This is a genomic window from Thermococcus sp. LS1 (assembly GCF_012027395.1).
Taxonomy (GTDB): Archaea; Methanobacteriota_B; Thermococci; order Thermococcales; family Thermococcaceae; genus Thermococcus.
In genome coordinates this window covers 607,623-631,759 of record NZ_SNUJ01000001.1, presented here as the reverse complement: position 1 = coordinate 631,759, position 24,137 = coordinate 607,623, and the positions used below count along the sequence as shown (strand labels likewise).

The window sequence follows — 24,137 nt, the reverse complement described above, 5'->3', positions numbered from 1 at the left end:
GATACCTGGGTGGGGAAGGTGTATAAAATTTTCGGATTCGAGTCAAACGAGTACTTTGGCCGGGTCGCAAAGGTTGAATTTTCAGTCCCGTCCAGGGGAAGCTACGCCTACCTCGTCGGGAGCTTCAACGCCTTTAACGAAGGCAGCTTTCGGATGAGAAGAGAGGCAGGAAGGTGGCGGATAAGGGTCGAGCTGCCGGAGGGGGTCTGGTACTACGGCTTCTCAATTGACGGAAAATACACTCCAGACCCAGAGAATCCAGAGAAGAGAACCTACAGGCGGCTCTCATACAAATTCAAGAGGGAAACCAGCGTTGCCAGAATATCCGCCGGGGATGACTTCTATCACGAACCCGCACTCGCTTACTTGTACTCCTTTGCCGACAGAACCCACGTCCTGTTGAGGGCTGTGAAGGGGAAAGCAATCTCCACGTACCTCATCGCCGATGAGCGTATAGAGATGAGAAAGAAGGCAAGCGACGAGCTTTTCGACTACTTCGAGGCCGTTCTTCCAAGAACTGGGGAGCTGAGCTACCACTTCGAGATAGAGACGGGAGAGGGAACAATCGAATACGGCAACTTCACCGCCGAACCTAAAGAGCTCCAAGTTCCGAAATGGGTATTCGACCGGGTGTTCTACCAGATAATGCCCGACAGGTTCGAGAGGGGTATGATCAAAAAGCCCTTGGGAAGGATAATCGAAACCGGTCTGGGGCACCACGGTGGCGATTTAGCCGGAATCGTGAAGAGGCTCGGTCACCTTGAGGAGCTCGGTGTGAATGCGCTCTATCTGACCCCAATCTTCGAGTCCATGACCTACCATGGCTACGACATAGTTGATTACTTCAAGGTCGCGCGGAAGTTCGGAGGTAACGAGGCCTTCAGAGAGCTCGCTTGGGAGCTGAAAAGGAGGGACATAAAACTGATTCTCGACGGCGTCTTCCATCACACGAGCTTTTTCCACCCCTATTTCCAGGACGTCGTGAAGAATGGAAGAGAGAGCAGATACCGAGACTTCTACAGAATCCTGAAGTTCCCGGTGGTGTCGGAGGACTTCCTTCGGATTCTCAACTCGAACGAACCACCAGAGCGGAAGTACCAGAGGCTGAAGAAGGTCCGTCAGAACTATGAGAACTTCTTCTCGGTGTGGCTCATGCCCCGCCTGAACCATGACAACCCACAGGTCAGGGAGTTCATAGTCAGTGTAATGAAACATTGGCTCGAAGAGGGTGCCGATGGCTGGCGGCTGGATGTCGCCCACGGCGTCCCGCCAGAGCTGTGGCGCGAGGTCAGGGAGAAAATGCCTGAGGACGCGTATCTGGTCGGCGAGGTCATGGACGACGCAAGGCTCTGGCTCTTCGACAAGTTCCACGGAACGATGAACTATCCCCTGTACGAGGCCATTCTAAGGTTCTTCGTGCGTGGAGAGATAAGTGCCGAAGAGTTCCTCAACTGGCTCGAGCTCCTGAGCACCTATTATGGGCCCGCTGAATACTCCATGTACAACTTCCTCGACAACCACGACGTTGAGCGCTTCCTCGACCTCGTCGGTGACGAGAGGAGATACCTCTGCGCTCTCGCTTTCCTGATGACCTACAAGGGGATTCCAGCGCTTTTCTACGGTGACGAAATAGGACTGAGGGGAATAGGCGCTTCTGGGATGGAAAGCTCAAGGACTCCAATGAGATGGAAGAAAGAGACGTGGAACACCGAGATACTCGGGATGACAAAAGCGCTGATACGGCTGAGAAGGAAGAGCAGAGCATTACAGCTGGGAGAATTCAGACCACTGAAGTTCAAAGGCGGCCTGCTCCTCTACGAGAGGGTTTACAGGGACGAGGGAGTTCTGGTGGGGATAAACTACTCAGACGTTCCCACAGTCATTCAGATTCCCGAGGCTTACCGTCCTGCAGCGGATGGAGTGCAGTTCCTCAAGCTGGAACCCTGGTCCTTTGTCGTCCTCGCCTCAACCACCTGATGCCACATTTTTTCACCAGGGTTCTATGTTGTACACACCGTGTAAACTTGAACAGGGAAGCGCAAGGTATATATATCACTGACGATGATACTATACCACCCAACACCGAGGCGGGTGATAAAGCTATGAAGAAAGGACTGTTTACCCTACTTTTGGTTGCAGTTTTGATTTTTAGCGTCGTGGCCAGCGGCTGCATAGGTGGGGGAGAAGAGACTACCACCAGCCCGACCACAACCCAGCCAACGACCACCCCGAGCGAGACCACAACCACCCCGACAACCACAACGACCACAAGCCCAACTGAAACGACCACTACCCCGGAGCTTGAGTGCGGCAGTGGAAAAATAGTCATATGGCACGCCATGCAGCCGAACGAGCTCGAGGTCTTCCAGAGCCTCGCAGAAGAGTACATGGCCATGTGCCCGAACGTTGAGATAGTCTTCGAGCAGAAGCCGGATCTTGAGAGTGCCCTCAAAGCCGCAATTCCGACCGGCCAGGGTCCGGACCTCTTCATATGGGCCCACGACTGGATTGGAAAGTTCGCCGATGCTGGTCTTCTCGAGCCGATTGACGACTACGTTACCGACGACATTCTTAACCAGTTCGCTCCGATGGCCCAGGATGCTATGCAGTACAAGGGCCACTTCTACGCCATGCCCTTCGCTGCTGAGACCGTTGCAATCATCTACAACAAGGATATGGTAAGCGAGCCGCCCAAGACCTTCGACGAGATGAAGGCGATAATGGAGCAGTACTACGACCCGGACAACGATAAGTACGGCATAGCCTACCCGGTTAACGCTTACTTCATCTCTGCCTGGGCTCAGGCCTTTGGAGGCTACTACTTCGACGACCAGACTGAGATGCCCGGTCTCGACCAGCCCGAGACCATAGAGGGCTTCGAGTTCTTCTTCCAGAACGTCTGGCCGTATATGGCCCCGACCGCTGACTACAACACCCAGCAGAGCATCTTCCTCGAGGGCCGTGCTCCGATGATGGTCAACGGTCCGTGGAGCATCGCTAGCGTCAAGGATGCTGGAATCAACTTCGGTGTCGTCCCACTCCCGCCGATAATCAAAGACGGTAAGGAGTACTGGCCGAGGCCCTACGGTGGAGTCAAGGACATATACTTCGCTAAGGGCATAAAGAACAAGGAGGCCGCCTGGTACTTCGTCAAGTGGTTCACCACCAGCCCAGAGGTCATAAAGGAGCTCTCCCTCCAGCTCGGATACATCCCGGTTCTTTCGCCGGTTCTTGAGGACCCAGAGATTCAGGCAGATCCGGTCATCTACGGCTTCGGTCAGGCCGTCCAGCACGCCTACCTCATGCCGAAGAGCCCGAAGATGGGCGCCGTCTGGGGCGGTGTTGACGGAGCCATCAACGAGATACTCCAGGACCCGGCCACCGCTGACATACCCGCCATACTCCAGAAGTACCAGCAGGAAATTCTGAATAACATTGGAGGCTGAAGCCTTTTCCCTTTTCCTACCTTTTTGGAGGGATTGGGATGAAGAAGATCACCACCATTGCTCTGTTCCTCATTCTCCCAGGGATGGCGGCGTTTCTGCTCTTCAACCTGTGGCCGATAATCTACTCGATTTACCTGGCCTTCACCAACGCCCAGCTCGGTAACTTTCCGATTCAGGCCCCTGACACTGAGCCGCTCAAATTCGTCGGCCTCGAAAACTTCAGGTGGATACTGAGCGACGAGAAGTTCAGGAGCGCCTTTATGTGGACGTGGATATTCGTCGCAACGAGCGTTACCCTCAAGGTTCTTGTGGGAACCTTCCTCAGCCTGCTCTACAACAGCAAATACGTCAAGGGCAAGATGGTCTACAGGTCGCTCCTGATAATCCCATGGGCCCTACCGCTCCTCTTCTCGGTCACCGTTTGGAGGTTTATGTTTGATCCGGTTTTTGGTCCGATTAATCAGATTCTCAAATCGATCGGCGTGAGTACCCTCCCCAACTGGACGAACGATCCTTTCTGGGGCCTTGTAGCTCTCAACATAATCGAGGTCTGGCTGGCCTATCCGTTTATGATAACCGTCATCACAGCGGCGCTTCAGTCCGTCCCGGACACGCTCGTGGAAGCGGCAATAATAGACGGTGCCAACTACTGGCAGAGGCTCAGGCACGTCGTTCTCCCGATAGTCGGCAAGCCAATAGCCTTCGCCACAATACTCACCAGTGCAGCCAGCTTCCAGTACTTCATGGTGCCATACATTTACAACGCTGGCCTCTTCGAGGACAAGTTCATACTGCTCTACGGCTTCAGAAAGGCATTCGGTGCAGCACCCCACTACGGAAGGGCAGCGGCGGTGATGATAATAGCGACCCTCGTGCTGGCGGTTTACATGTACGTCAACGTTAGGATAACCAAGCTCCAGGAGGGTGCCAAGGGATGATGGGCCAAAAGAAAAAGGAGATAATCAAAAGCTTCCTCCTCACCCTCGCGGCCATCTTCATAATGTTTATCATCCTCTTCCCAGTGTACTATATATTCACCGTGTCGATAAAACCAGCCGCAACGCTCGCAACAACAAAAATCGAGCTCATACCAAGGAACGTTACGCTCGATGCCTACAGGGAAGTGCTCTTCGGATTCAAAGGAAGCAAGATAAGCAAAAACTTCACTGGAACCATTGAAGGACAGGCCAAAATCGAGGACGGCAAGCTCTATCTCACTGATGGAAAGATAACAGGAGCCATCAAGTATGGACCCTTCACAGGACTGAAGTTTGAAATACCCGTCTCTGGCATCATCTTCGACGTTTCCACGACAGAGAACGTTCAGGGGACGCTCAAGGGAGAGATAAAGGGACTGTTTGTCCTCACCAGGATGAACGATGATGGCAGCATAGGATTCGGAATAGTCAGGGAGGTTGAGCTGACGAGCGGTGATGTCAACGGCGTTTCAGTTTCCGGCCCGATGGAGAAGTACGTCGTGATCAGAAACACAGGTAATGCCGAGTTTACAATGGTAGGCAAATTCGTCAACTCGGTGTTCTTCGGCTACCTGAAGAACAGCCTCCTGCTGGCCACGCTGACAGTCCTCCTGTCACTGATCTTCGTCGTTCCAGCGGCCTACGCATTCTCAAGGATGCAGTTCTTCGGCAGGGATCACATTCTGTACTTCTACCTGATGTTCACGCAGGTTGCAGGAGGTCTCGGCATAGCCGGATTGATAGCCCTTTATGGTATGGTGGTGAAGCTCGGCCTATACGACAAGCTCCCAGTGCTGTCTTTCATCTACGCGGCAGGAAGCGTTCCCTTCAACACATGGCTGCTCAAGGGATACATAGATTCAATAAGTCCAGACTTCGACGAAGCTGCTTTAGTCGATGGTGCAAGCTACCTGCAGATTATAAGGTACGTCCTCCTGCCGATGGCCCTGCCAGGAATAGCCACAGTGGCAATATTCGCCTTCATCGGCGGCTGGACGGAGTTCATACTCGCGAGCCTGCTCCTGACGGAGAAGAACCAGCCACTCTCGGTGTGGATCTACCTCCTCATGGGCGGCATCGGCAGGGGAATAGACTGGAGCTACTTCGCGGCAGCGGCGCTGCTCTTCGCGCTGCCAGTGTTCGTGATGTTCATGCTCGCTCAGAACTACATAAGGAGCGGTCTAACCCTTGGAGGTTTAAAGGAGTGAGGTGATAATATGAGAAAGGTCCTTTCCCTGTTTGTGGCCTTTTTAATGCTCGGAAGCCTCCTGGCAGTTCAGCCGAGTGTAACGGCTGAAGAGCCCAAGCCACTGAACGTGATAATAGTCTGGCACCAGCACCAGCCCTACTACTACGACCCGATACAGGACATCTACACGAGGCCGTGGGTCAGGCTCCACGCGGCCAACAACTACTGGAAGATGGCCTATTACCTGAGCCAGTATCCTGAGGTTCACGCTACCATAGACCTCTCGGGCTCGCTCATAGCCCAGCTGGCTGACTATATGAACGGCGCTAAGGACAACTACCAGATAATCACCGAGAAGATAGCCAACGGCGAGCCGCTCACCGTTGACGAGAAGTGGTTCATGCTCCAGGCCCCGGGAGGGTTCTTTGACCACACGATTCCGTGGAACGGTGAGCCGATAACCGACCCGAACGGCAACCCCATAAGGGACTTCTGGGACCGCTACACCGAGCTGAAGAACAAGATGATGCAGGCCAAGGCCAAGTATGCCAACCTGCCGCTCGAGGAGCAGAAAATAGCCGTTACCAACGAGTTCACTGAGCAGGACTACATAGACCTTGCCGTTCTGTTCAACCTCGCCTGGATAGACTACGGCTACATAATGAGCCATCCAGAGCTGAAGGCCCTCTACGATAAAGTTGATGAAGGAGGCTACACGAGGGAAGACGTTAAGACAGTTCTGGACGCCCAGATGTGGCTCCTCAACCACACCTTCGAGGAGCACGAGGCCATTAACCTCCTCCTCGGCAACGGCAACGTGGAGGTTACCGTCGTCCCCTATGCCCACCCGATAGGCCCAATCCTCAACGACTTCGGCTGGGAGAGCGACTTCAACGACCAGGTGAAGAAGGCCGACGAGCTCTACAAGGAGTACCTCGGCGGCGGTCAGGTTGAGCCGGTTGGAGGATGGGCCGCTGAAAGCGCCCTCAACGACAAGACCCTCGAGATACTCGCCGACAACGGCTGGACCTGGGTCATGACCGACCAGCTCGTGCTCCAGAAGCTCGGCATAGAGGGAACCGTCGAGAACTATTACAAGCCCTGGGTGGCCGAGTTCGACGGAAAGAAGATATACCTCTTCCCGAGGGACCACGCGCTGAGCGACCGCGTTGGATTTACCTACGGTGGAATGAACCAGTACGATGCCGTTGAGGACTTCATAAACGAGCTCCTCAAGCTCCAGAAGCAGAACTACGATGGCTCTCTCGTCTACGTCATAACCCTCGACGGAGAGAACCCGTGGGAGCACTACCCATACGACGGCAAGCTCTTCCTTGAGACGCTCTATAAGAGGCTCACCGAGCTCCAGGAGCAGGGACTCATAAGAACCCTCACCCCGAGCGAGTACATCCAGCTCTACGGAGACCAGGCAAACAAGCTCACGCCCCAGATGATGGAGCGCCTTGACCTGACCGGGGACAACGTTGAGGCTCTCACGAAGGCCCAAAGCCTCGGAGAGCTCTACGACATGGTGGGCGTTAAGGAAGAAATGCAGTGGCCTGAGTCGAGCTGGATTGATGGAACCCTCTCAACGTGGATAGGCGAGCCCCAGGAGAACTACGGCTGGTACTGGCTCTACTTGGCGAGAAAGGCCCTTATGGAGCACAAGGATGAAATGAGCCAGGCCGACTGGGAGAAAGCCTATGAGTACCTCCTTCGCGCTGAGGCCAGCGACTGGTTCTGGTGGTACGGAAGCGACCAGAGCAGCGGGCAAGACTACACCTTCGACCGCTACCTCAAGACCTACCTCTACGAGATGTACAGGTTAGCTGGCCTCGAACCACCGAGCTACCTCTATGGAAACTTCCTCCCCGATGGAGAGCCCTACACAGTTAGAGCCCTCGACGGCCTCGGGGAGGGCCAGGTCAAGAACTACTCGAGCATGTCCCCCGTCGCTGAAGGTGTAAGCGTCTACTTCGACGGCGATGGAATTCACTTCATAGTTAAGGGAGAGCTCAGCGAGTTCGAGATAAGCATATACGAGAAGGGCGAGCGCGTTGGCAACACCTTCACGATCCTCCAGGATAGGCCGACTGAGCTCAGGTACTCGATGTTCCCGTTCTCAAAGGACAGCGTCGGGCTGATGATAACCAAGCACCTCGTCTACAATAATGGAGCGGCCGAGATATACGGCGCCACTGACTACGAGAACTACGAGAAGCTCGGCGATGCTGTCGTTAAGCAGGTAAACGGCGGAGTGGAGATCATCGTTCCCTTCGAATACATCAAGACCCCTGAGGACTTTTACTTCGCGGTCTCCACAGTTAAGGACGGAGAGCTTGAGGTTATAACCACTCCGATTGAGCTGAAGCTCCCCACGGAGGTCAAGGGAGTAACCCTCGTGGACATCACCGACCCCGAGGGCGATGACTACGGTCCAGGAACCTATACCTACCCGACTGACAAGGTGTTCGTGGAGGGCGCCTTCGACCTGCTCAGGTTCAGAATGCTCGAGCAGACCGACAGCTATGTAATGGAGTTCTACTTCAAGGAGCTCGGCGGCAATCCCTGGAATGGGCCAAACGGCTTCAGCCTGCAGATCATTGAAGTCTACTTCGACTTCAAAGAGGGAGGAAACAGCACTGCGATTAAGATGTTCCCGGACGGGCCGGGAGCAAACGTCAATCTCGACCCGGAGCACCCGTGGGACGTGGCGTTGAGGATAGCCGGCTGGGACTACGGTAACCTCATAGTCCTGCCGAACGGAACTGTCTACCAGGGTGAGATGCAGATAAGCGCCGATCCAGTTAAGAACGCCGTCATCGTCAAGATACCCAAGAAGTACATCCAGATAAACGAGGACTACGGCCTCTGGGGAGACGTCCTCGTAGGCTCTCAGGACGGCTACGGTCCGGACAAGTGGAGGCCAGTAGCCGTTGAAGCCGAGCAGTGGAAACTCGGAGGAGCTGACCCGCAGGCGGTAATCAACAACGTGGCACCAAGGGTCATGGACGAGCTCGTCCCAGAAGGGTTCAAACCAACCCAGGAGGAGCAGCTCAGCTCCTACGATGCCAACGAGATAAAGCTCGCCACCGTTAAGGCCATTCCGCTCCTTAAGCAGGGCATAACCGTGCTCGATCCAGAGGGTGACGACCACGGCCCGGGAACCTACACCTACCCGACCGACAAGGTCTTTGTGCCGGGACACCTCGACCTGCTCAAGTTCAAGATGATAGAGGGCGACGACGCCTGGACGCTGGAGTTCTACTTCAAGGACCTCGGCGGCAACCCGTGGAACGGACCAAACGGCTTCAGCCTCCAGATCATCGAGGTCTACTTCGACTTCACCAACGGAGGAAACACCAGCGCCATCAAGATGTTCCCCGATGGCCCAGGAAGCAACGTCCAGCTCGATCCGGGACACCCGTGGGATCTGGCGCTTAGAATAGCGGGCTGGGACTACGGAAACCTGATAGTCCTGCCCGACGGAACCGTTTACCAGGGCGAGATGCAGATAAGCGCTGACCCAGTTAAGAACGCCATAATAGTCAAGGTTCCCAAGAAGTACCTGAGCATCACCGACTACGGGCTCTACACTGCAGTGCTCGTAGGCTCTCAGGACGGCTACGGTCCGGACAAGTGGAGGCCAGTAGCCGTTGAAGCCGAGCAGTGGAAACTCGGAGGAGCTGATCCGAACGCTGTCATAGACAACCTCGCTCCGAGAGTTGTTGACGAGCTCGTCCCAGAAGGGTTCAAACCAACCCAGGAAGAGCAACTCAGCTCCTACGACCTTGAGAAGAAGACACTCGCGACAGTGCTCATGATACCGCTCATTGAGGGAACCGGTGGTGAGGAAGTAACCCCCACCGAGACACCCACAGAGACTCCGACCGAAACGACGACCACCCCAAGCGAGACCACAACAACGCCGCAGGAGACTACAACAACCACAAGCAGCAGTGAAACCACCACGACCACCACTCCGGGCGAGGAGGGAGGAATCTGCGGCCCAGCACTGCTCTTCGGGCTGGCTCTAGCCCCGCTCCTGCTCAGGAGGAGAAAGTGACTCCCTTTCAAATTTTTTGAGGTGATACCATGGCCGAAGTAAAGCTCATTGGAGTTTGGAAGCAGTTCGGGGACTTCACAGCCGTCAAGGACATGAACCTGGAGATCAAACACGGCGAGTTCATGATACTCCTCGGCCCGAGCGGTTGCGGAAAAACAACCACACTCAGAATGATAGCCGGCCTTGAGGAGCCCACAAGGGGACAAATCTACATCGGCGACAAACTCGTAGCCGACCCGGAAAAAGGAGTCTTCGTTCCACCAAAAGACCGCGATATAGCCATGGTCTTCCAGAGCTACGCTCTCTACCCGCATATGACTGTTTACGACAACATGGCCTTCCCTCTCAAGCTTAGGAAAGTTCCAAAGCAGGAGATAGACCAGCGTGTAAGGGAAGTCGCCGAGATGCTCGGTCTTACGGAACTCCTCAAGAGGAAGCCAAGGGAGTTAAGCGGCGGTCAGAGGCAGAGGGTAGCCCTCGGAAGGGCCATCGTGAGAAAGCCCCAGGTCTTCCTCATGGACGAGCCGCTCAGCAACCTCGACGCGAAGCTTAGGGTGAAAATGCGCGCCGAGCTCAAAAGACTCCAGAGACAGCTTGGAGTCACAACGATATACGTCACCCACGACCAGGTCGAAGCAATGACCATGGGAGACAGGATTGCGGTCATAAACCAGGGTGTTCTCCAGCAGGTCGGCACGCCAGACGAGGTATATGACAGGCCAGCAAACACCTTCGTTGGAGGATTCATAGGCAGCCCACCGATGAACTTCATCGATGCTTCAATAATCGAGGACGATAGGGGCGTCTGGGCCGACTTCGGGGAGTTCAGGCTCAAACTCCTCGACGACCAGGCCGAAGTCCTCAGGGAAAAGAATCTGATCGGAAAGGAGGTCATCTTCGGAATTCGCCCAGAAGACATTTACGACGCAATGTTCGCGCAGGTCAAGATACCTGGAGAAAACATGACCAGGGCAATGGTTGATATCATCGAAAACCTCGGAAGCGAGAAGATAGTCCACCTCCGCGTCGGAGATGTAACCTTCCTGGGCGCCTTCCGCTCCGAATCCAAGGTTAAGGAAGGCCAGGAGATAGACGTCGTCTTCGACATGAGGAAAGTCCACGTCTTTGACAAGGGAAGCGGAACGGCCGTTTTCTGAAGCTTTTTAAACTCCCCTCTCCCATTTTCTACCATGCCGATTGAAGACTTCGCAGATTTCTTGGCGGAAAGGGTTCCAAGAGGGAAAATAGTCGAACTCGGTATAGGTTTCCAGTTCAAAGTGGCCTTAAAGCTGAGAGAGATGGGCTACGATGTTCTTGCAGTTGACTGGAATCCAGCCTCCGTTGAAAAAGCAAGGGAGCTTGGAATAAACGCCGTCCGGGATGATATCTTCAACCCAAGGATGGAGCTATACAGGAATGCCAAAGCCTTGTACTCCGTAAGACCGACGCCCGAAATAGTCCGCCCGATTCTCGAGCTCGGGAAGAAGCTTGGACTCCCAGTTTACATCCTTCCCCTCAGTGGTGACACAATGCCAGGTAATCTGAAGCTTATCAACCACAGGGGGTTGGCCATATACATGGCTAAAACTATTTAAAGCCGCTCCCAAGTAGTCATGGTGGTGTTATGAAGCTCTTCGGAACGGCTGGAATTAGGGGCACTTTATGGGAAAAGGTCACACCAGATCTAGCGCTGAACGTTGGGAGAGCCCTCGGAACGTACATCAGGAAGGGAAAAGTGACTGTCGCAAGGGACGGAAGGACTTCAAGCATAATGCTCGAGAACGCGCTCGTTTCTGGGCTTTTGAGTTCAGGCATGGAGGTAATCCAGTTCGGACTGATACCAACGCCAACATTGGCATGGGGTACCAACCGCTATGGCGACGCTGGAGTCATGATAACAGCCAGCCACAACCCGCCCACGGACAACGGAATAAAGGTCTTCAACGGCGACGGAACCGAGTTCTACCTCGAGCAGGAGGCGGAGCTGGAAAGGATAATCTTCTCAGGGGATTATAAGAAAGCGGACTGGGACGAGATAAGGAAGGTTCGTCAGAGGGACATCGTCGACGAGTACATCGGCGCAGTCTTGGACTTCGTCGACCATGAAACGAGTCTGAAAGTCCTCTACGATGGTGCGAACGGCGCCGGAAGCGTCGTTGCTCCCTATCTGCTTCGCGAGATGGGGGCGAAGGTGATAAGCATCAATGCTCACATCGACGGCTACTTCCCGGGCAGAAAGCCCGAGCCGAGGTACGATAACATAGCATATCTCGGAAATCTTGTGAGGGAGCTCGGCGTTGACTTAGCTATAGCCCAAGACGGCGACGCCGACAGAATAGCGGTCTTCGATGAAAAGGGCAACTACGTCGATGAGGACACGCTGATAGCGCTCTTTGCCAAGCTTTACGTCGAGGAGCACGGGGGTGGAGTCATCGTTACATCGATAAACACCGGCTCGCGCATCGATGAAGTCGTCGAGAACGCTGGTGGAAGGGTCTACCGCGTCCCACTCGGCCAGCCCCACGATGGCATAAAGAAGTACAACGCTATTTTTGCCGCCGAGCCCTGGAAGTTCATCCACCCCAGGTTCGGCCTATGGATAGACAGCTTCGTTACGATGGGCCTGCTCATCAAGCTCATCGACGAGCGCGGAAAACCCCTATCCGAAATAATCCGTGAGGAGATTCCAACCTACTACCTCACCAAGAAGAACGTGAAGTGTCCGGACAGGTACAAGAAGACCGTCCTCGAAGTCGCAAGGCACGTTCTCGAAGAAAAGCTCAGGGAGGACATAAAGGAGATCCTGACGATCTCCGGCTTCCGCTTCAACCTCAAAGATGGCTCTTGGGTTCTCGTAAGACCGAGCGGAACAGAGCCAAAGATAAGGGTAGTCGTGGAAGGCCCAACCGAAAAGAGGCGCGACGAGCTCTTCGAGCTGGCCTACAACACTGTCAGAAGGGCAGTGGAAGAGGCAATGAAAAAAGAAAGGACCTAAACGAAGCGTGCCGGCCTGAGAGTTCTCACAGCTATTTCGTTTTTATTCACCATTACTTTGAAGCCCTCCTTGGCGACGTAGGTCTTCACGCCCGTTACGGTCTCTATGTATTTTGCTTCTTTGTATGGGTTCGCAAAGTGCATCTTCATGCCGATGTGGCTCATTATGAGGACTTCAGGTTTTTTCTCCATCTTCTTAAGCATCATGACGACGTCATCGGTGCTGAGATGGTAGGGAATCCCCATATCCCTCGGCCGGGTTACGGCGGCTATAATGAGCCTCGAGCCGTCATGCCACTCAATGAGCTCATCGAAGTACGCGGTATCCGGTATGTATGAGATGTCGCCATATCTGGTTCTCATTCGAAAGCCTATGGTCGTCGGGTCTGAGTGTCTCGTGGGGGTTATTATGAGCTCCTCCTCTCCTATCGCGATTTTGTTGCCCGGTTCAGGGGTATGTATGCTCTCAAGGACGTCCATGTGATATTTGCTGACCGCTGGGGTGTGTGTCTCGTCACCGTAGACAACGCTTTTCGAAGCTATAAGCATGCCCCTTTTCTTCAGCGCCCCTCCCGTCATGGCTTCAATCATGACTTCGGTGTCGTTGCAGTGATCAACGTGCCTGTGTGAAACGAAGATAGCGTCGAGCTTCCTGGGGTCGAGCTTGTAGCGCCACGAACGAACCAGGGCCCCCGGCCCGGGGTCAACGTAGATGTTCCTGCTGGCCCTGATGTGGAAGCCTCCCGTGGAGCGAAACTGTGTTATGGTTATAAATCTGCCGCCGCCGCTGCCGAGGAAGGTTATCTCTATCAACTCTCCACCCCCGCGTTCTTTTGCAGACGTATGAGTATCGCCGTGAGGGTATATAAGACATTTGGGACGTCGAAAACCGTTTAAGTTCGAAGACCCTACCAAATCCGGTGGTTGGAATGGTCAATATTGAAAGGGTATCGAGAGAAATCGAAAACCTACGTGATGATATGGTGAAAACCCTGGTGGAGCTCATCAAAATCCAGGCAATAAGTCCGAACTACGGCTACGAGGGTGAATACGACAAGGCCCAGAAGCTTCTCGAGATAATCAAGGACTGGCCCTTCGATAAGGTTGAGGTCTACAATGCACCCGACGAGAGGGCCAAGAACGGCGTGAGACCGAACATTCTCGCCTATTATTACGGCGAGAAAGGAGAGGACTCACCAAGGCTCTGGATACTCACCCACCTCGATGTTGTCCCGCCCGGAGACCTAAGCAAGTGGACAGTCACAGAGCCCTTCAAGCCAGTCGTTAAAGACGGCAAAGTTTACGGCAGGGGAAGCGAGGACAACGGGCAGAGCCTGGTCGCTTCACTCTATGCAGTTAGGGCCATGATGAACCTCGGAATAAGGCCGAAGAGAACGATAATCCTAGCCTTCGTCAGCGATGAAGAGACCGGAAGCAAGTACGGCATCGAGTGGCTCATGAAGGAGCACCCGGAGCTCTTCAGTAAGGATGACCTCGTTCTCGTTCCGGACGGCGGAAACGAGGATGGAACCTTCATAGAGGTCGCCGAGAAGAGCATCCTCTGGTTCAGGGTTAAGGTCAGAGGCAAGCAGGTTCACGCTAGCATGCCCGATAAGGGCCTAAACGCTCACCGCGTTGCCCTTGATTACGCCTACCACTTGGATAAGCTCCTCCACGAGAAGTATTCCGAGAAGGATGAGCTCTTCGATCCGCCAGAGAGCACTTTCGAGCCGACGATGGTTAACGGCCCCGCCGATTCACCGAACATTGCCCCCGGAGAACACGAGGTAGTCTTCGACTGCAGAGTTCTGCCGAAGTACAGCCTAGATGAGATACTGAGCGATGCAGAGAAGCTTGCCGAGGAGATTAAGGCCAAGTACAAAAAGAAAATCGATGGGGAAGTTCTCCCAGAGATAAAGATCGAGGTTATTCAGCGCCTTGATGCTCCGGAGCCAACCGATCCGAACAGCGAGATAGTGAAACTCCTCCAGACGGCCCTTAATGAGCTCCGCGGAAAGGAGGCAACGGTCGGCGGAATAGGCGGCGGAACCTTCGCAGCCTACTTCAGAAAGCTCGGCATTCCAGCAGTTGTGTGGGCAACACTTGATGAGATGGCTCACCAGCCCAACGAGTACGCAAAGATAGACAACATGGTTGAAGACGCCAAGGTTATGGCGGCCTTGGCGCTGCTCTGATTTTTATCCGTTTCAAGCCAGTTTGAAGCCATCGCCAGGTATTTATACTTCTCCAGGGTAGTAATTTCGGTGATTCCATGAACCGGGCCGTTTTACTGGTTTTGCTCCTCACCGTCATCGTTGCGGGCTGTCTCGGGCAGGCCGAGAATGTCAGGCCCTCCACGACATCAAGCAGCTCAACCTTCACGCCGCCGGGAACGAAATACGACGTGCTGGAAGAGGGTCAGGAAGACCCGGTAGTTGAGGGAATCAACGCCTTTGCCATTGACCTGTATCACAAACTGGCCGAAGAAGACGGCAACGTGTTCTTCTCGCCCTACAGCGTTGAAACGGCGCTAGCAATGACATACGAGGGGGCGAGAGGAAGCACGAGGGAGGAAATGGGAAAGGTCCTCCATCTACCCCCCGAAAACGACACGAGGTGGACGGGCTTCAGGTACCTGTTGCTCTCCCTGGGAACCCCAGGCGGTTCTCCATACGTCCTCAAAACCGCGAACGCGCTCTGGGTTCAGAGGGACTACCCAATCAACGAGAAGTACCTCTGGGTCACGAGGGGGTTCTACATGGGTGAGGTCGAGAAGGTCGACTTCATGAACGACCCGGAGGGAGCTGCCAGGGAAATAAACGGCTGGGTGGAGAACCAGACGAACGGCAGGATTAAGGACATCGTCTCGAGGCTCAGCCCCGCGACAAAGCTCGTAATAACGAACGCGATTTACTTCAGGGGGAACTGGTCGAGCAGATTCAAGGTGAGCGAGACAAAGAACGGGACGTTTTACTCGCCATCGGGCCCGGTTACGGTTCCGATGATGCACCAGACCGGGAAGTTCCCATACTTCGAAAACAATGAGCTCCAGGCACTTGAGCTGCCCTACGAAGGCGGAAGGCTGGGCATGCTGATAATCCTGCCCAGAAGGGGAAGGTTTGACGAGGTCGAGGCGAGCCTGAGCCTCGGGCTCATAGAGGGCATCCTGAACGGCACAGTGGAGGAGAGCGTGGAGGTAACCCTGCCAAAGTTCAGGTTCGAGAAGGAGTACCACCTGAAGGACACCCTCATGGAGATGGGCATGAGGAGCGCCTTCACCTTGCCAGACTTCTCGGGAATCTCGTCGGGAGGTGGCCTGGTTATAAGCGACGTCATCCACAAGACTTTCATAAGCGTTGCCGAGAACGGAACCGAGGCGGCAGCGGCAACAGCCGTCATAATGACCCTGGCTGCCACAGTAGAACCGGAAGACACGAAAGTATTCAGGGCAGACCACCCGTTCATCTTCCTCATCTACGACAGGGAAACGGGGGCAATACTCTTCATGGGGAGGGTGGTGGACCCGAGGGAATGACCAACCCTATTACATATTCTTTCTGTTTCTGCACAGCAGGCATGTGATGGCAACAGCAAATAGTATCACAGCTAACAGCCAGAATTCATGTTTATCTTGGCGAGGGGAGGTAACGTTAGTTCCTTTCGAATGTGAATATGTGGCATTGGCTGAAACGAAAGGAGATGCCATGTTAGAATAGTAAAAACTCGGACTTACAAAAACAGAAGTGCTGTTGTTCGCGGTAGCAAGAACAGTGGAATATCTAAAATTAATCCTGCCAACTTTAAAGGCTTTAAAAGTTCCATTGTAAAAGAAGATATAGATCGGCTTCTTAAGGAGATGCAGGAGTTTGTACTGGTCTATTACCTCACTTTTAATTTTTGACTTTTTCCAAGAGGTCTTAACATAATATGTGATGTTATACTGCTGATCAAGGTATAGCACAGATGCAGAGCTGTTTTGAATAGAACAGTCTTGATACCTAACCCCAGCCCCCCTTATCTCAATGATTACTTTTGGAAGAAATATCAAGCTCCCATTCATGTTATATCCCCACAGGTGCCGGATCCAGCTTTTATCCCAGAGATATGGCAATATTTCGGAAACAGGAACTTTGTAGATACTCTCCCCAAAATTAAACAGTATGGAGCCATTTACAGGAACTCCCTTAACGAATTTTGTTTTAGTCCTAAATCGTACCAGATTTTCCGAAACGTTCAAATTTAGTCTGGGGCACATTGAGTATGCCCTTGTGTAGCACTCAGCCCCAAGAAAGCGCACCCCAGAGGAGTCCACATAGTAGTACCAATCAATTTCCGTGTCGGGATTCACCCATACATCATCGTATGCATCAATCTCTTCGGTGGAGATGAATATTATGTTCGAATTTGGAAGGGTTCCTATGGACACGTGAATACCCCTGGTTGGAGGTAGTCCTTGGGTTATAATCTTGACATTAGATGACACAAAAGGAAATGTAAAAATAAGGAAACACAAGGATACTGCAATTATTTTAAGGAAGCTAGACATACCTTTCACCTAACGTTTCTTGGCAGTATCCATTCATAAAACTAATGTTATTCAAGTTTGTATCAAAGTAGTATGCTCGGTTAATAAACTGCCCAGAACACTCGACGTATTTACATGCCCTATCTTTGTATTCAGTGGAGGGATGCCAAATCCCACTGCAATTATCATCACCGCCTGTCAAAATTCTGCCATCACATTCAAATTCGACGAAGACGTTGCTGGTATTTTTGGAACGATTTATGTCAGTTAGCATATCCACCCATTCACCCAAAGAAAGGCCAGTCCTCACTTTTCCTTCCTCATCTGTCCACTGCACATTTTTATACCAATCCCTGCATTGATAATAATTTGATTGAACGAAGACCAGATCAAAAAATTCTGAACCTCCTGGAATTGACCAATCCTTTCCGCACACTGGATAATCACGGGGCCAGATATCGGTATTTTGGAGGGCATATGTCCTGGCGTAGGGAATCCATATAAACTCAAGGCCTCTGTTGTGGATTTCTTCACTTAAAATGTCAATAGTTTGGGGGTTCACGTAAGGCATTTGTCCCTGATTGCAAAGAACATCTTTATAGTAATTTATAAACATCCAAGCACTTTCAAGACTCCAATAAAATCCCCTGAGGTTGGAAGAATTTACACTCAGTACACCGTTTAGCCAATCAAGCCAGTACTTGTTCCCTCCTTTTGGATTCTCTCGTGGTTCTGGAATATAGCTCTTCCAGTAAGGAATTGCCACATATACCGGGATACTTTTTATTGTCGAGAAGATATCTTCAGCGAATTTTCTCCCATCATTGAAGCCATTTCCAGTGTATACAGCAAGTTCTTTGACACCACTATCTACCCTTTCCCTAGCTGGAAGGGCCACTGCATAGTCAAAGAATCTCCCAAACTCATTCTCAGCATTGCCCAGCGTGGAGACGTTCTCTTCGCCATTCCACCTAAAATACCACAGTCCAAATGTTGCCATCAACGATTACCAATAGTATTTTAATGACGATATTATTTAAATCTTTCTATGACTTCTAAACAAAATAACTCATAAAGTTGAAAAACCTCCGTGCTGATTATGTTCCCATGCCCACTTGGAAGGACGGAAAGCTCGGACTGCCTATCAGTGAGGCCGTTAAGATCTTCCCGGAGCTGGAGAGACACCTCGACAAGAAAGGCAGGCTGGACTTCTCGAACAGGGAGGCAAGGATACTCTACAACCGGGCTATCGCGAAGGCCGTTTTCGGTCTCGACATAGAATACCACCCGCGCGGACTTGTTACTACCCCCGTTTCACGATACATCTTTCTGAAAACCTTCCTCCGCGGCGGCGAGAGAGTTCTGGAGATAGGAACCGGGCATACTGCCATGATGGCGCTCATGGCGGCGAAGCTTTTCAACTGCGACGTTACCGCGACGGAGATTGATGAGGAGTTTTTCGCCTACGCCAAGGCCAACATCGAGAGGAACAATGCCAGAGTCAGGCTAATCAAAAGCAACGGCGGGATAATCCGGGGTGTAATCCCTGAGGGAGAGAAGTTCGACGTTATCTTCTCTGCCCCACCCTACTACGAGAGGCCTACGAGGGGAGTCCTGACAGAAACGGAAGGCGTCGGTGGGGGGAAATATGGGGAAGGCTTTTCAGTGAGGCTCATCGAGGAGGCGCTTGACTGCCTGAAGCCCAGGGGAAAAGTTGCCCTCTTCTTGCCAGATAAGAAACCTCTCATCGAGGCGATAGCCGAAAAAGGAAGAGAACTAGGATATAAAATCAAAGACGTGAGGTTCAAAGCCGGAACCCGCTGGAGGCACAGCCTGATTTTAGAGACATGAGGGACTCGGGCCCGTGGGCGTCTCATCACTCACGCCGGAATCAGAGGAGGTGCTTTCTCCTCATCGTCCCTCGACGCTCCGCTGGGCGGAGTCTCACTTCATGTCCTCCACATAGAGGAAGAGCGCCTTGAGGTATTCCGTATCTTTGGAGGCCATAAGTATCGGATGGTCTGGCGCCTGGGTTCTGTAGGGCTCAAGCATCCTGAGGAACTTGCCAGCCTTTGCTGCTGCAGCTATCACCATGTCCTTGAAGGTCTGCATGTCAACGTGCTGGGAGCACGAGGCAGTAACGAGTATTCCCCCCTCCTTGACGAGCTGTAAACCTGCGTAGTTCACGTTGAAGTAAGCTCTAAGACCGCGCTTTAGGTCCTTTTCATGCTGGACGAAGGCGGGTGGATCGAGGATCACTATGTCGAACTTCTCGCCGCGCTTTATCATCTCCTCCATAACAGGGAAGGCGGAGCCAACTATGAACTCCATCCTGTCCTCAACGCCGTTGAGCTTTGCATTTTCTTTGGCCATCTCGATGGCCCTCGGTGACTTGTCGACGGCAACTACTTTTTCGGCACCGGCGACGGCCGCGTGGATAGCGAAGCCGCCCGTGTAAGTAAACACATCCAGAACCTTCATCCCAGGCTTGACATACTTTTCCAGGGCTATCCTGTTCTCCCTCTGGTCGAGGAAGAAGCCTGTCTTCTGCCCGCGCATGTCCACGATAAACTTTGCCTTTCCTTCCTCTATTATCGTGCGATACTTCTCCTTGCCAAGGAGGACGCGCTCTATCTCGGGCAGGCCTTCCCTCCTGCGCGAGCGGCCGGTGTTCTTCTCGAAGACGGTCTCTATTTCGGGCTCGGCCTCCATTATAGCCTCGGCCAGATCAAGCTTGAAGCGCTCCATTCCAACGCTTGAAATCTGGAGTGAAGCGATCTCGTTGAAACGATCCACGATGAGACCCGGCAGGTAGTCTGCCTCGCCGTAGACCATTCTGTAGGCCTTATCATAACCCAAAACCTTCTTCCGATACTCATTGGCCTTTTTGATCCTCTCCCGAAAGAGTTCCTTGTTTATCTCAGTATCTTTGTCCTTCGTGACGAGGCGAACCATGATGTTTGAGTTGGGGTTAACGAAGCCCTTTCCGAGGAACTTCTTTCCGCGCGTGTAAACCTCAACGATGTCTCCCGGCTTAACCTCACCCTCAACGCGGATCACGCCCTTTTTAAAGACTATCATCGCGCCTTTACCTATAGCTCTCGCGGCCTGAGCGTCAACGTAAACCTTCGCCATCTCTCACCACCGTGGGAAGTTCGGCGATAGGTATATAACCCTTAGCGTCCCTAATATTTAATGGTGGTTCTATGAACTTCGATGTGGTGAAAGAGTTTCTGGAAGAAATCGGGGCGGATTGGACAGAAATAGATGGCGAAATTCACCTCGACCCCGAAATTTTCTATGAAGTCTGGAAATATATGGGAGAGCCTGACCTCGAGACGTACGTTATAGAGTACGAGGTCGTAGAGCCCGGTTCATATAATCCGCCCGAAAAGAAGTACGTCAGCGCTAAGACCGTTAAAATCAAAAAAGCTTACTTCACTACCCTCGACAACAAGAGGATAGTCACAGACTACGTTGAGCTCCAGAAGATTCTAAAGGAGAAGTCCATCTGATTCTTCTCTTCTTATCCGATTATTATCGAAAGCATCAACACTCCCATGCAACTCGTTCTCTTAACGCCGAGGTTTACGGCTAGAAGACCGATTAGGGTCGCCCCAGTTAAGACGAGGAGACCAAAAAGGCCGTCAAAAAGGTAGGAGAGGGCGAGAAGAACGAGAACCACAGCTATGTTGAGTGCTCTGTAAGGTATTTGGGAGATGATACTCAAAATAAGATCCGCAAGGGCCTCTCCATAGGCCAGAACTACCATCGAGACAAAAAGGGCTGCAAGAAGATAAAATCGGAGGGCTTCTTCTCCAATGGGCGTCATCAGGGCGACGATGCCGTTTCTTATTCTGCCCGTTGCCAAGAAGTTCGCAAAGGAGAAAAGGAAGTTTGCAGTGTTGATGGAAAAAACGATTGTAAGGAAAGAGCGTTCGTCCTTTGAAAAGAAAGAACCCAGCAAGGCCGCCTGAGAGGCCGTGAAGGCAGGAACGAGTGAAGCAACCATACCAAGAAGTGTCCCAAGGAAGGAAAAGCCAATGAAGCTTTTTGTGCTCATTTTAATGTCCCTGTCTCCGGGACTCAGGTGAGGATTCTTTGAGCCAAGCGCCACAATGAGAACGGGGAGGCCAAAGAGACCCGTGAAGAGGTGGTAGTAAGGCTGGCTGAGTGAGAGCCTAAAGGTAAAGATACCCAGGATTCCCGAAAGGAGAAAGACAAAGAGTGCGAAGAGCTTTCTCCAGCCGCGTTCCGTGAGTATCAGGATCAAAGCGAGGAGCAAAACGAAGGGCCTGCCAAAATCCGGGCGGTATATGGGAGCCAGAAGGAGATACAGAGTCATTAGGGGAGCCGCCATTAGCACGGCAAGAAAACTGGCCCAGAGAGCGATCCTGACGACTTCCATCGCTCTACCCTGAAGAACGAGTCTGTGTGCGGGAAGAACACCAAGGGAAGTTCCTTCGTCCGGAACGCCGAAGAATGCCGATGGAATGACGTCAAGAAAAGTGTGGGTCAATCCCATGGAAAAGAGGAGCAGGTTGCCGTCTACCCCCACACTTGAGAGAAAAGCAGCCAGTGTGTTCACGTGGATTCCGGGGGAGATACCGCTCAGCGTTCCGCCAAGGATCCCGGCTAGCATCTCCCAGAACAAAGGTCATCACCCGAGGCTATTTCAAAGGCCGGCATGCCGCGGTAGGTCGTGAAGATCCCATAGGCCGTGACCGTCTGATTCTCCTCCAGTGAGACTTCAAGGGATTTCCTGAGCTTTAGGAGAACCCAGCATTTCCCATCAGTAACGTTCGCAAGCCCAAAGCCGTTTTTGTATACTTTAACCCATTCGACCCAGCCGCTCACTTTTGCGAATTCCCCCACCTCAAACGAGCAGATTTCATTGGGAAGCTCCTCCCTTGGCGTAACAATCTTGCAATTCATGCAGTAGAGGGAGGATTTCCTCCTGATGGCCTCGAGGTAAACCCTATCTCCCACCCGGGCGGAGAAGCCGTAGAGCCTCAAATCAGTGCAGTTCAGCTTGAGAGAGCTCCCACTCCCAATGACAGTGCAACTTCCAACCGCCACCTCACCGATCCCAGCATGTAAGACGTCCCTGCGCTCTGCATCTCCAATGACTTGTACGTCCTCCTGAGAATCTACAATAAGGGAGAGCTTCGAGTAAAACCGCACTATTCCCACAACGCGAACCCTCTTGCCGAGCTCGAGTTTCGTTCTATAGGGGAGATACAGTACTATTTCCTCGCTGCCGTTCCAGAGTACTGTTTTTGAGCCGGCGTAGATAATGATTCCCTCAACGCTCCAAGGCATACGATCCTCAGGCTTCTCTGAGAATCCAAGGGTCTCGTACCTCACAGGATAGAACTTCTTCCCGTACCAGATGCCCTCAACCCTAACTAATTCACCTTTTCTTGCATCAATTGGGACTCCCAGTTTTATTTTGCCTGGAGCCAGCAGGTAATGACCGTCTGATGGCCAGTATGCTCCTTCAATTACATCAAGATGAAAAGATGGCTCTGCGGACTCTATTCTTTCTGGGCGCATTCTTAACCCAGAAGTGGAATTGAATAACCTCCCCCTTATCCGGTAAACTTTACCCTCCTCAAGAGCTGTGTACACTCCCACGACTGTTTCCCCATCGCTCAACACAGAGAAAGAGTCCGAAGAGTAGACACACAATCCGGTGAACTCCTGGAACTCCCGAGTGCTCTCGCCAAGTAGGACCATGGTACCGAGAACTACGATTGATCCAACTATTAAAACAACTACTAATCTTTTGTTTCTCACCATGATTTTTAGTAATCACAGAGGTTTAAAAAATTTATCCCAAAACCTGCAGCGATGCAGAGGGATACAGAAAAGAGTAGGAGGTTAATAAACCTCGCCGCTCGGGTAAACAACGATGCCTTCCTCGTTTATTTCGAATGGATACTTCTTCATAGAGTGCTTGGTCTCACGCATCTTTCTGATAAGGAGGTAGCGCTTGAGCTCGACCTCCTTCTCAACAAAGTCGAGGAGGATAACTCCCCTCGCAATGAACTCCTCCATACCGTACCTGCTTATCCTGCCCCTGCTTGGATCGGGAGCCTCAGTGGTTAAGATCGAAGTAACGCCAATTTCCAGGAGTATTGTGTTGAGCTGCAGGAGAACCTCCCTTATCCTGGACTCCTCTTTGAGCCTGAAGGCTATCGACGGGATAGAGTCAATGACGAGCCTCTTCGCGTTTATGGACTTAACCACACGGTAGATGTAGCGGAGAAAGTCCTCGGCATTGAGGTTGCCTTCAAGAACGTACTGCTCCTCCGAAGGAAGCCCTACGACGGCACTGACGCCATCAACTATAGCTATCTTTCTCTCCCGTTCATACCTCTCGAGATCCCACCCAAAGGCCCTCATCTCCCTCCTTAGGTCCTGTGCTCTCTCTTCAAGGGTAACTATGACCCCTGGCTCGTTGTACAGCTCAGCACCTTTATAGACGAACTGAACGCCAAAGGTTGTCTTACCGCTTCCAGTCGGGCCGGTAACTAGAACGGTAGTTCCAACAGGAAATCCCCCCTCAATTAAATCATCAAAACCAGGAATCCCACTTTTCACTCTTTTGACGGTGTATTTCGTGACCATTCAAATCACCTTTAAGAGTTCTTTACGAACTCATGTTTTTAATTTCTAATATAACATGTGGAGTCGAATAGATATAAAACTTTTGGGATGCAAGTAGCCACTTCACCCAAAACGGTGAAAAATCGAGAAGTGTTTTGAGGTTTGTAGCTTTCTCTGCTGCAAAGGCCGTAATAAAGACTTTAGGTACCCTGCACGAAATTTGAACTATCGACTTCAACTGAGGTGAGATTTAAAACTTACTCAAATATAATTTCATGCTAGACACCATCAACAAACAAAACTTTCTTGTAGAAGGAAACCGTTTTAT

General features: G+C 52.2%; 19 protein-coding genes. 12 read left to right on the top strand and 7 right to left on the bottom strand.

Annotated features, from left to right (window positions below; translation table 11 throughout):
* The first annotated feature begins 18 nt into the window (after nucleotides 1-18).
* The 8 genes from E3E26_RS03385 to glmM all read left to right on the top strand — a co-directional run bounded on the left by E3E26_RS03385 (nucleotide 19) and on the right by glmM (nucleotide 12,673).
* On the top strand, nucleotides 19-1,977 hold the full coding sequence (locus tag E3E26_RS03385) for an alpha amylase N-terminal ig-like domain-containing protein (RefSeq protein WP_167899893.1): 1,959 nt from the start codon (nucleotides 19-21) through the stop codon (nucleotides 1,975-1,977).
* Nucleotides 1,978-2,102: 125 nt separating this feature from the next.
* Nucleotides 2,103-3,446, top strand: a complete 1,344-nt coding sequence (locus tag E3E26_RS03380) for an extracellular solute-binding protein (protein ID WP_167899892.1) — start codon at nucleotides 2,103-2,105, stop codon at nucleotides 3,444-3,446.
* Between the two features lie 38 nt (nucleotides 3,447-3,484).
* A complete protein-coding gene (locus E3E26_RS03375) occupies nucleotides 3,485-4,384 on the top strand; it encodes a carbohydrate ABC transporter permease (RefSeq protein WP_167899891.1) in 900 nt (299 codons plus the stop codon).
* Nucleotides 4,381-5,631: an ABC transporter permease subunit gene (locus E3E26_RS03370; RefSeq protein ID WP_167899890.1), complete on the top strand. Its 1,251-nt coding sequence runs from the start codon at nucleotides 4,381-4,383 to the stop codon at nucleotides 5,629-5,631. The genes E3E26_RS03375 and E3E26_RS03370 overlap by 4 nt, the downstream gene beginning before the upstream one ends.
* Before the next feature lie 9 nt (nucleotides 5,632-5,640).
* Nucleotides 5,641-9,678 carry a glucodextranase DOMON-like domain-containing protein gene (locus E3E26_RS03365; protein WP_167899889.1) on the top strand — a complete coding sequence of 1,346 codons (4,038 nt, stop codon included), beginning with the start codon at nucleotides 5,641-5,643 and terminating at the stop codon, nucleotides 9,676-9,678.
* Between the two features lie 29 nt (nucleotides 9,679-9,707).
* Nucleotides 9,708-10,835 (top strand): ABC transporter ATP-binding protein, encoded by a 1,128-nt coding sequence (locus tag E3E26_RS03360; protein WP_167899888.1) that lies wholly within the window; start codon nucleotides 9,708-9,710, stop codon nucleotides 10,833-10,835.
* 33 nt (nucleotides 10,836-10,868) lie between these two features.
* Entirely contained in the window at nucleotides 10,869-11,273 is a 405-nt protein-coding gene (locus E3E26_RS03355) for a UPF0146 family protein (RefSeq protein WP_167899887.1), read from the top strand.
* A 29-nt stretch (nucleotides 11,274-11,302) separates the two neighbouring features.
* Entirely contained in the window at nucleotides 11,303-12,673 is a 1,371-nt protein-coding gene (gene glmM / locus E3E26_RS03350; protein WP_167899886.1) for a phosphoglucosamine mutase, read from the top strand.
* On the opposite strand, the gene E3E26_RS03345 is transcribed toward glmM, so the two are convergent.
* Nucleotides 12,670-13,485: an MBL fold metallo-hydrolase gene (locus tag E3E26_RS03345; protein WP_167899885.1), complete on the bottom strand. Its 816-nt coding sequence runs from the start codon at nucleotides 13,483-13,485 to the stop codon at nucleotides 12,670-12,672. The two genes, glmM and E3E26_RS03345, sit on opposite strands and share 4 nt — an antisense overlap.
* A 116-nt stretch (nucleotides 13,486-13,601) precedes the next feature.
* On the opposite strand from E3E26_RS03345, the gene E3E26_RS03340 reads away from it, so the two are divergent.
* On the top strand, nucleotides 13,602-14,867 hold the full coding sequence (locus E3E26_RS03340) for a M20 family metallo-hydrolase (protein WP_167900140.1): 1,266 nt from the start codon (nucleotides 13,602-13,604) through the stop codon (nucleotides 14,865-14,867).
* Between the two features lie 77 nt (nucleotides 14,868-14,944).
* On the top strand, nucleotides 14,945-16,207 hold the full coding sequence (locus E3E26_RS03335; protein WP_167899884.1) for a serpin family protein: 1,263 nt from the start codon (nucleotides 14,945-14,947) through the stop codon (nucleotides 16,205-16,207).
* Between the two features lie 9 nt (nucleotides 16,208-16,216).
* On the opposite strand, the gene E3E26_RS03330 is transcribed toward E3E26_RS03335, so the two are convergent.
* A complete protein-coding gene (locus tag E3E26_RS03330; protein ID WP_167899883.1) occupies nucleotides 16,217-17,218 on the bottom strand; it encodes a hypothetical protein in 1,002 nt (333 codons plus the stop codon).
* The gene (locus tag E3E26_RS03325) at nucleotides 17,211-18,197 is read right to left on the bottom strand and encodes a hypothetical protein (protein ID WP_167711422.1); all 987 of its coding nucleotides are present in this window, start codon (nucleotides 18,195-18,197) and stop codon (nucleotides 17,211-17,213) included. Before E3E26_RS03325 ends, E3E26_RS03330 begins: the two co-directional genes overlap by 8 nt.
* A gap of 107 nt (nucleotides 18,198-18,304) precedes the next feature.
* Here E3E26_RS03325 and E3E26_RS03320 point away from each other — a divergent pair, with 107 nt between their 5' ends.
* Nucleotides 18,305-19,048 carry an RlmF-related methyltransferase gene (locus tag E3E26_RS03320; RefSeq protein WP_167899882.1) on the top strand — a complete coding sequence of 248 codons (744 nt, stop codon included), beginning with the start codon at nucleotides 18,305-18,307 and terminating at the stop codon, nucleotides 19,046-19,048.
* Between the two features lie 93 nt (nucleotides 19,049-19,141).
* Here E3E26_RS03320 and E3E26_RS03315 read toward each other — a convergent pair whose 3' ends face one another.
* Entirely contained in the window at nucleotides 19,142-20,332 is a 1,191-nt protein-coding gene (locus tag E3E26_RS03315; RefSeq protein ID WP_167899881.1) for a class I SAM-dependent rRNA methyltransferase, read from the bottom strand.
* 71 nt (nucleotides 20,333-20,403) lie between these two features.
* On the opposite strand from E3E26_RS03315, the gene E3E26_RS03310 reads away from it, so the two are divergent.
* The gene (locus tag E3E26_RS03310) at nucleotides 20,404-20,712 is read left to right on the top strand and encodes a DUF5748 family protein (protein WP_167899880.1); all 309 of its coding nucleotides are present in this window, start codon (nucleotides 20,404-20,406) and stop codon (nucleotides 20,710-20,712) included.
* Nucleotides 20,713-20,723: 11 nt separating this feature from the next.
* On the opposite strand, the gene E3E26_RS03305 is transcribed toward E3E26_RS03310, so the two are convergent.
* From E3E26_RS03305 to E3E26_RS03295, 3 genes are all read right to left on the bottom strand, one after another.
* Nucleotides 20,724-21,839, bottom strand: a complete 1,116-nt coding sequence (locus tag E3E26_RS03305) for a tripartite tricarboxylate transporter permease (protein ID WP_370520076.1) — start codon at nucleotides 21,837-21,839, stop codon at nucleotides 20,724-20,726.
* A complete protein-coding gene (locus E3E26_RS03300; RefSeq protein ID WP_240911629.1) occupies nucleotides 21,833-22,999 on the bottom strand; it encodes a hypothetical protein in 1,167 nt (388 codons plus the stop codon). Before E3E26_RS03300 ends, E3E26_RS03305 begins: the two co-directional genes overlap by 7 nt.
* A gap of 81 nt (nucleotides 23,000-23,080) precedes the next feature.
* Nucleotides 23,081-23,830, bottom strand: coding sequence for an ATPase domain-containing protein (locus E3E26_RS03295; RefSeq protein WP_167899878.1), 750 nt, complete (start codon nucleotides 23,828-23,830; stop codon nucleotides 23,081-23,083).
* Nucleotides 23,831-24,137: the final 307 nt, after the last annotated feature.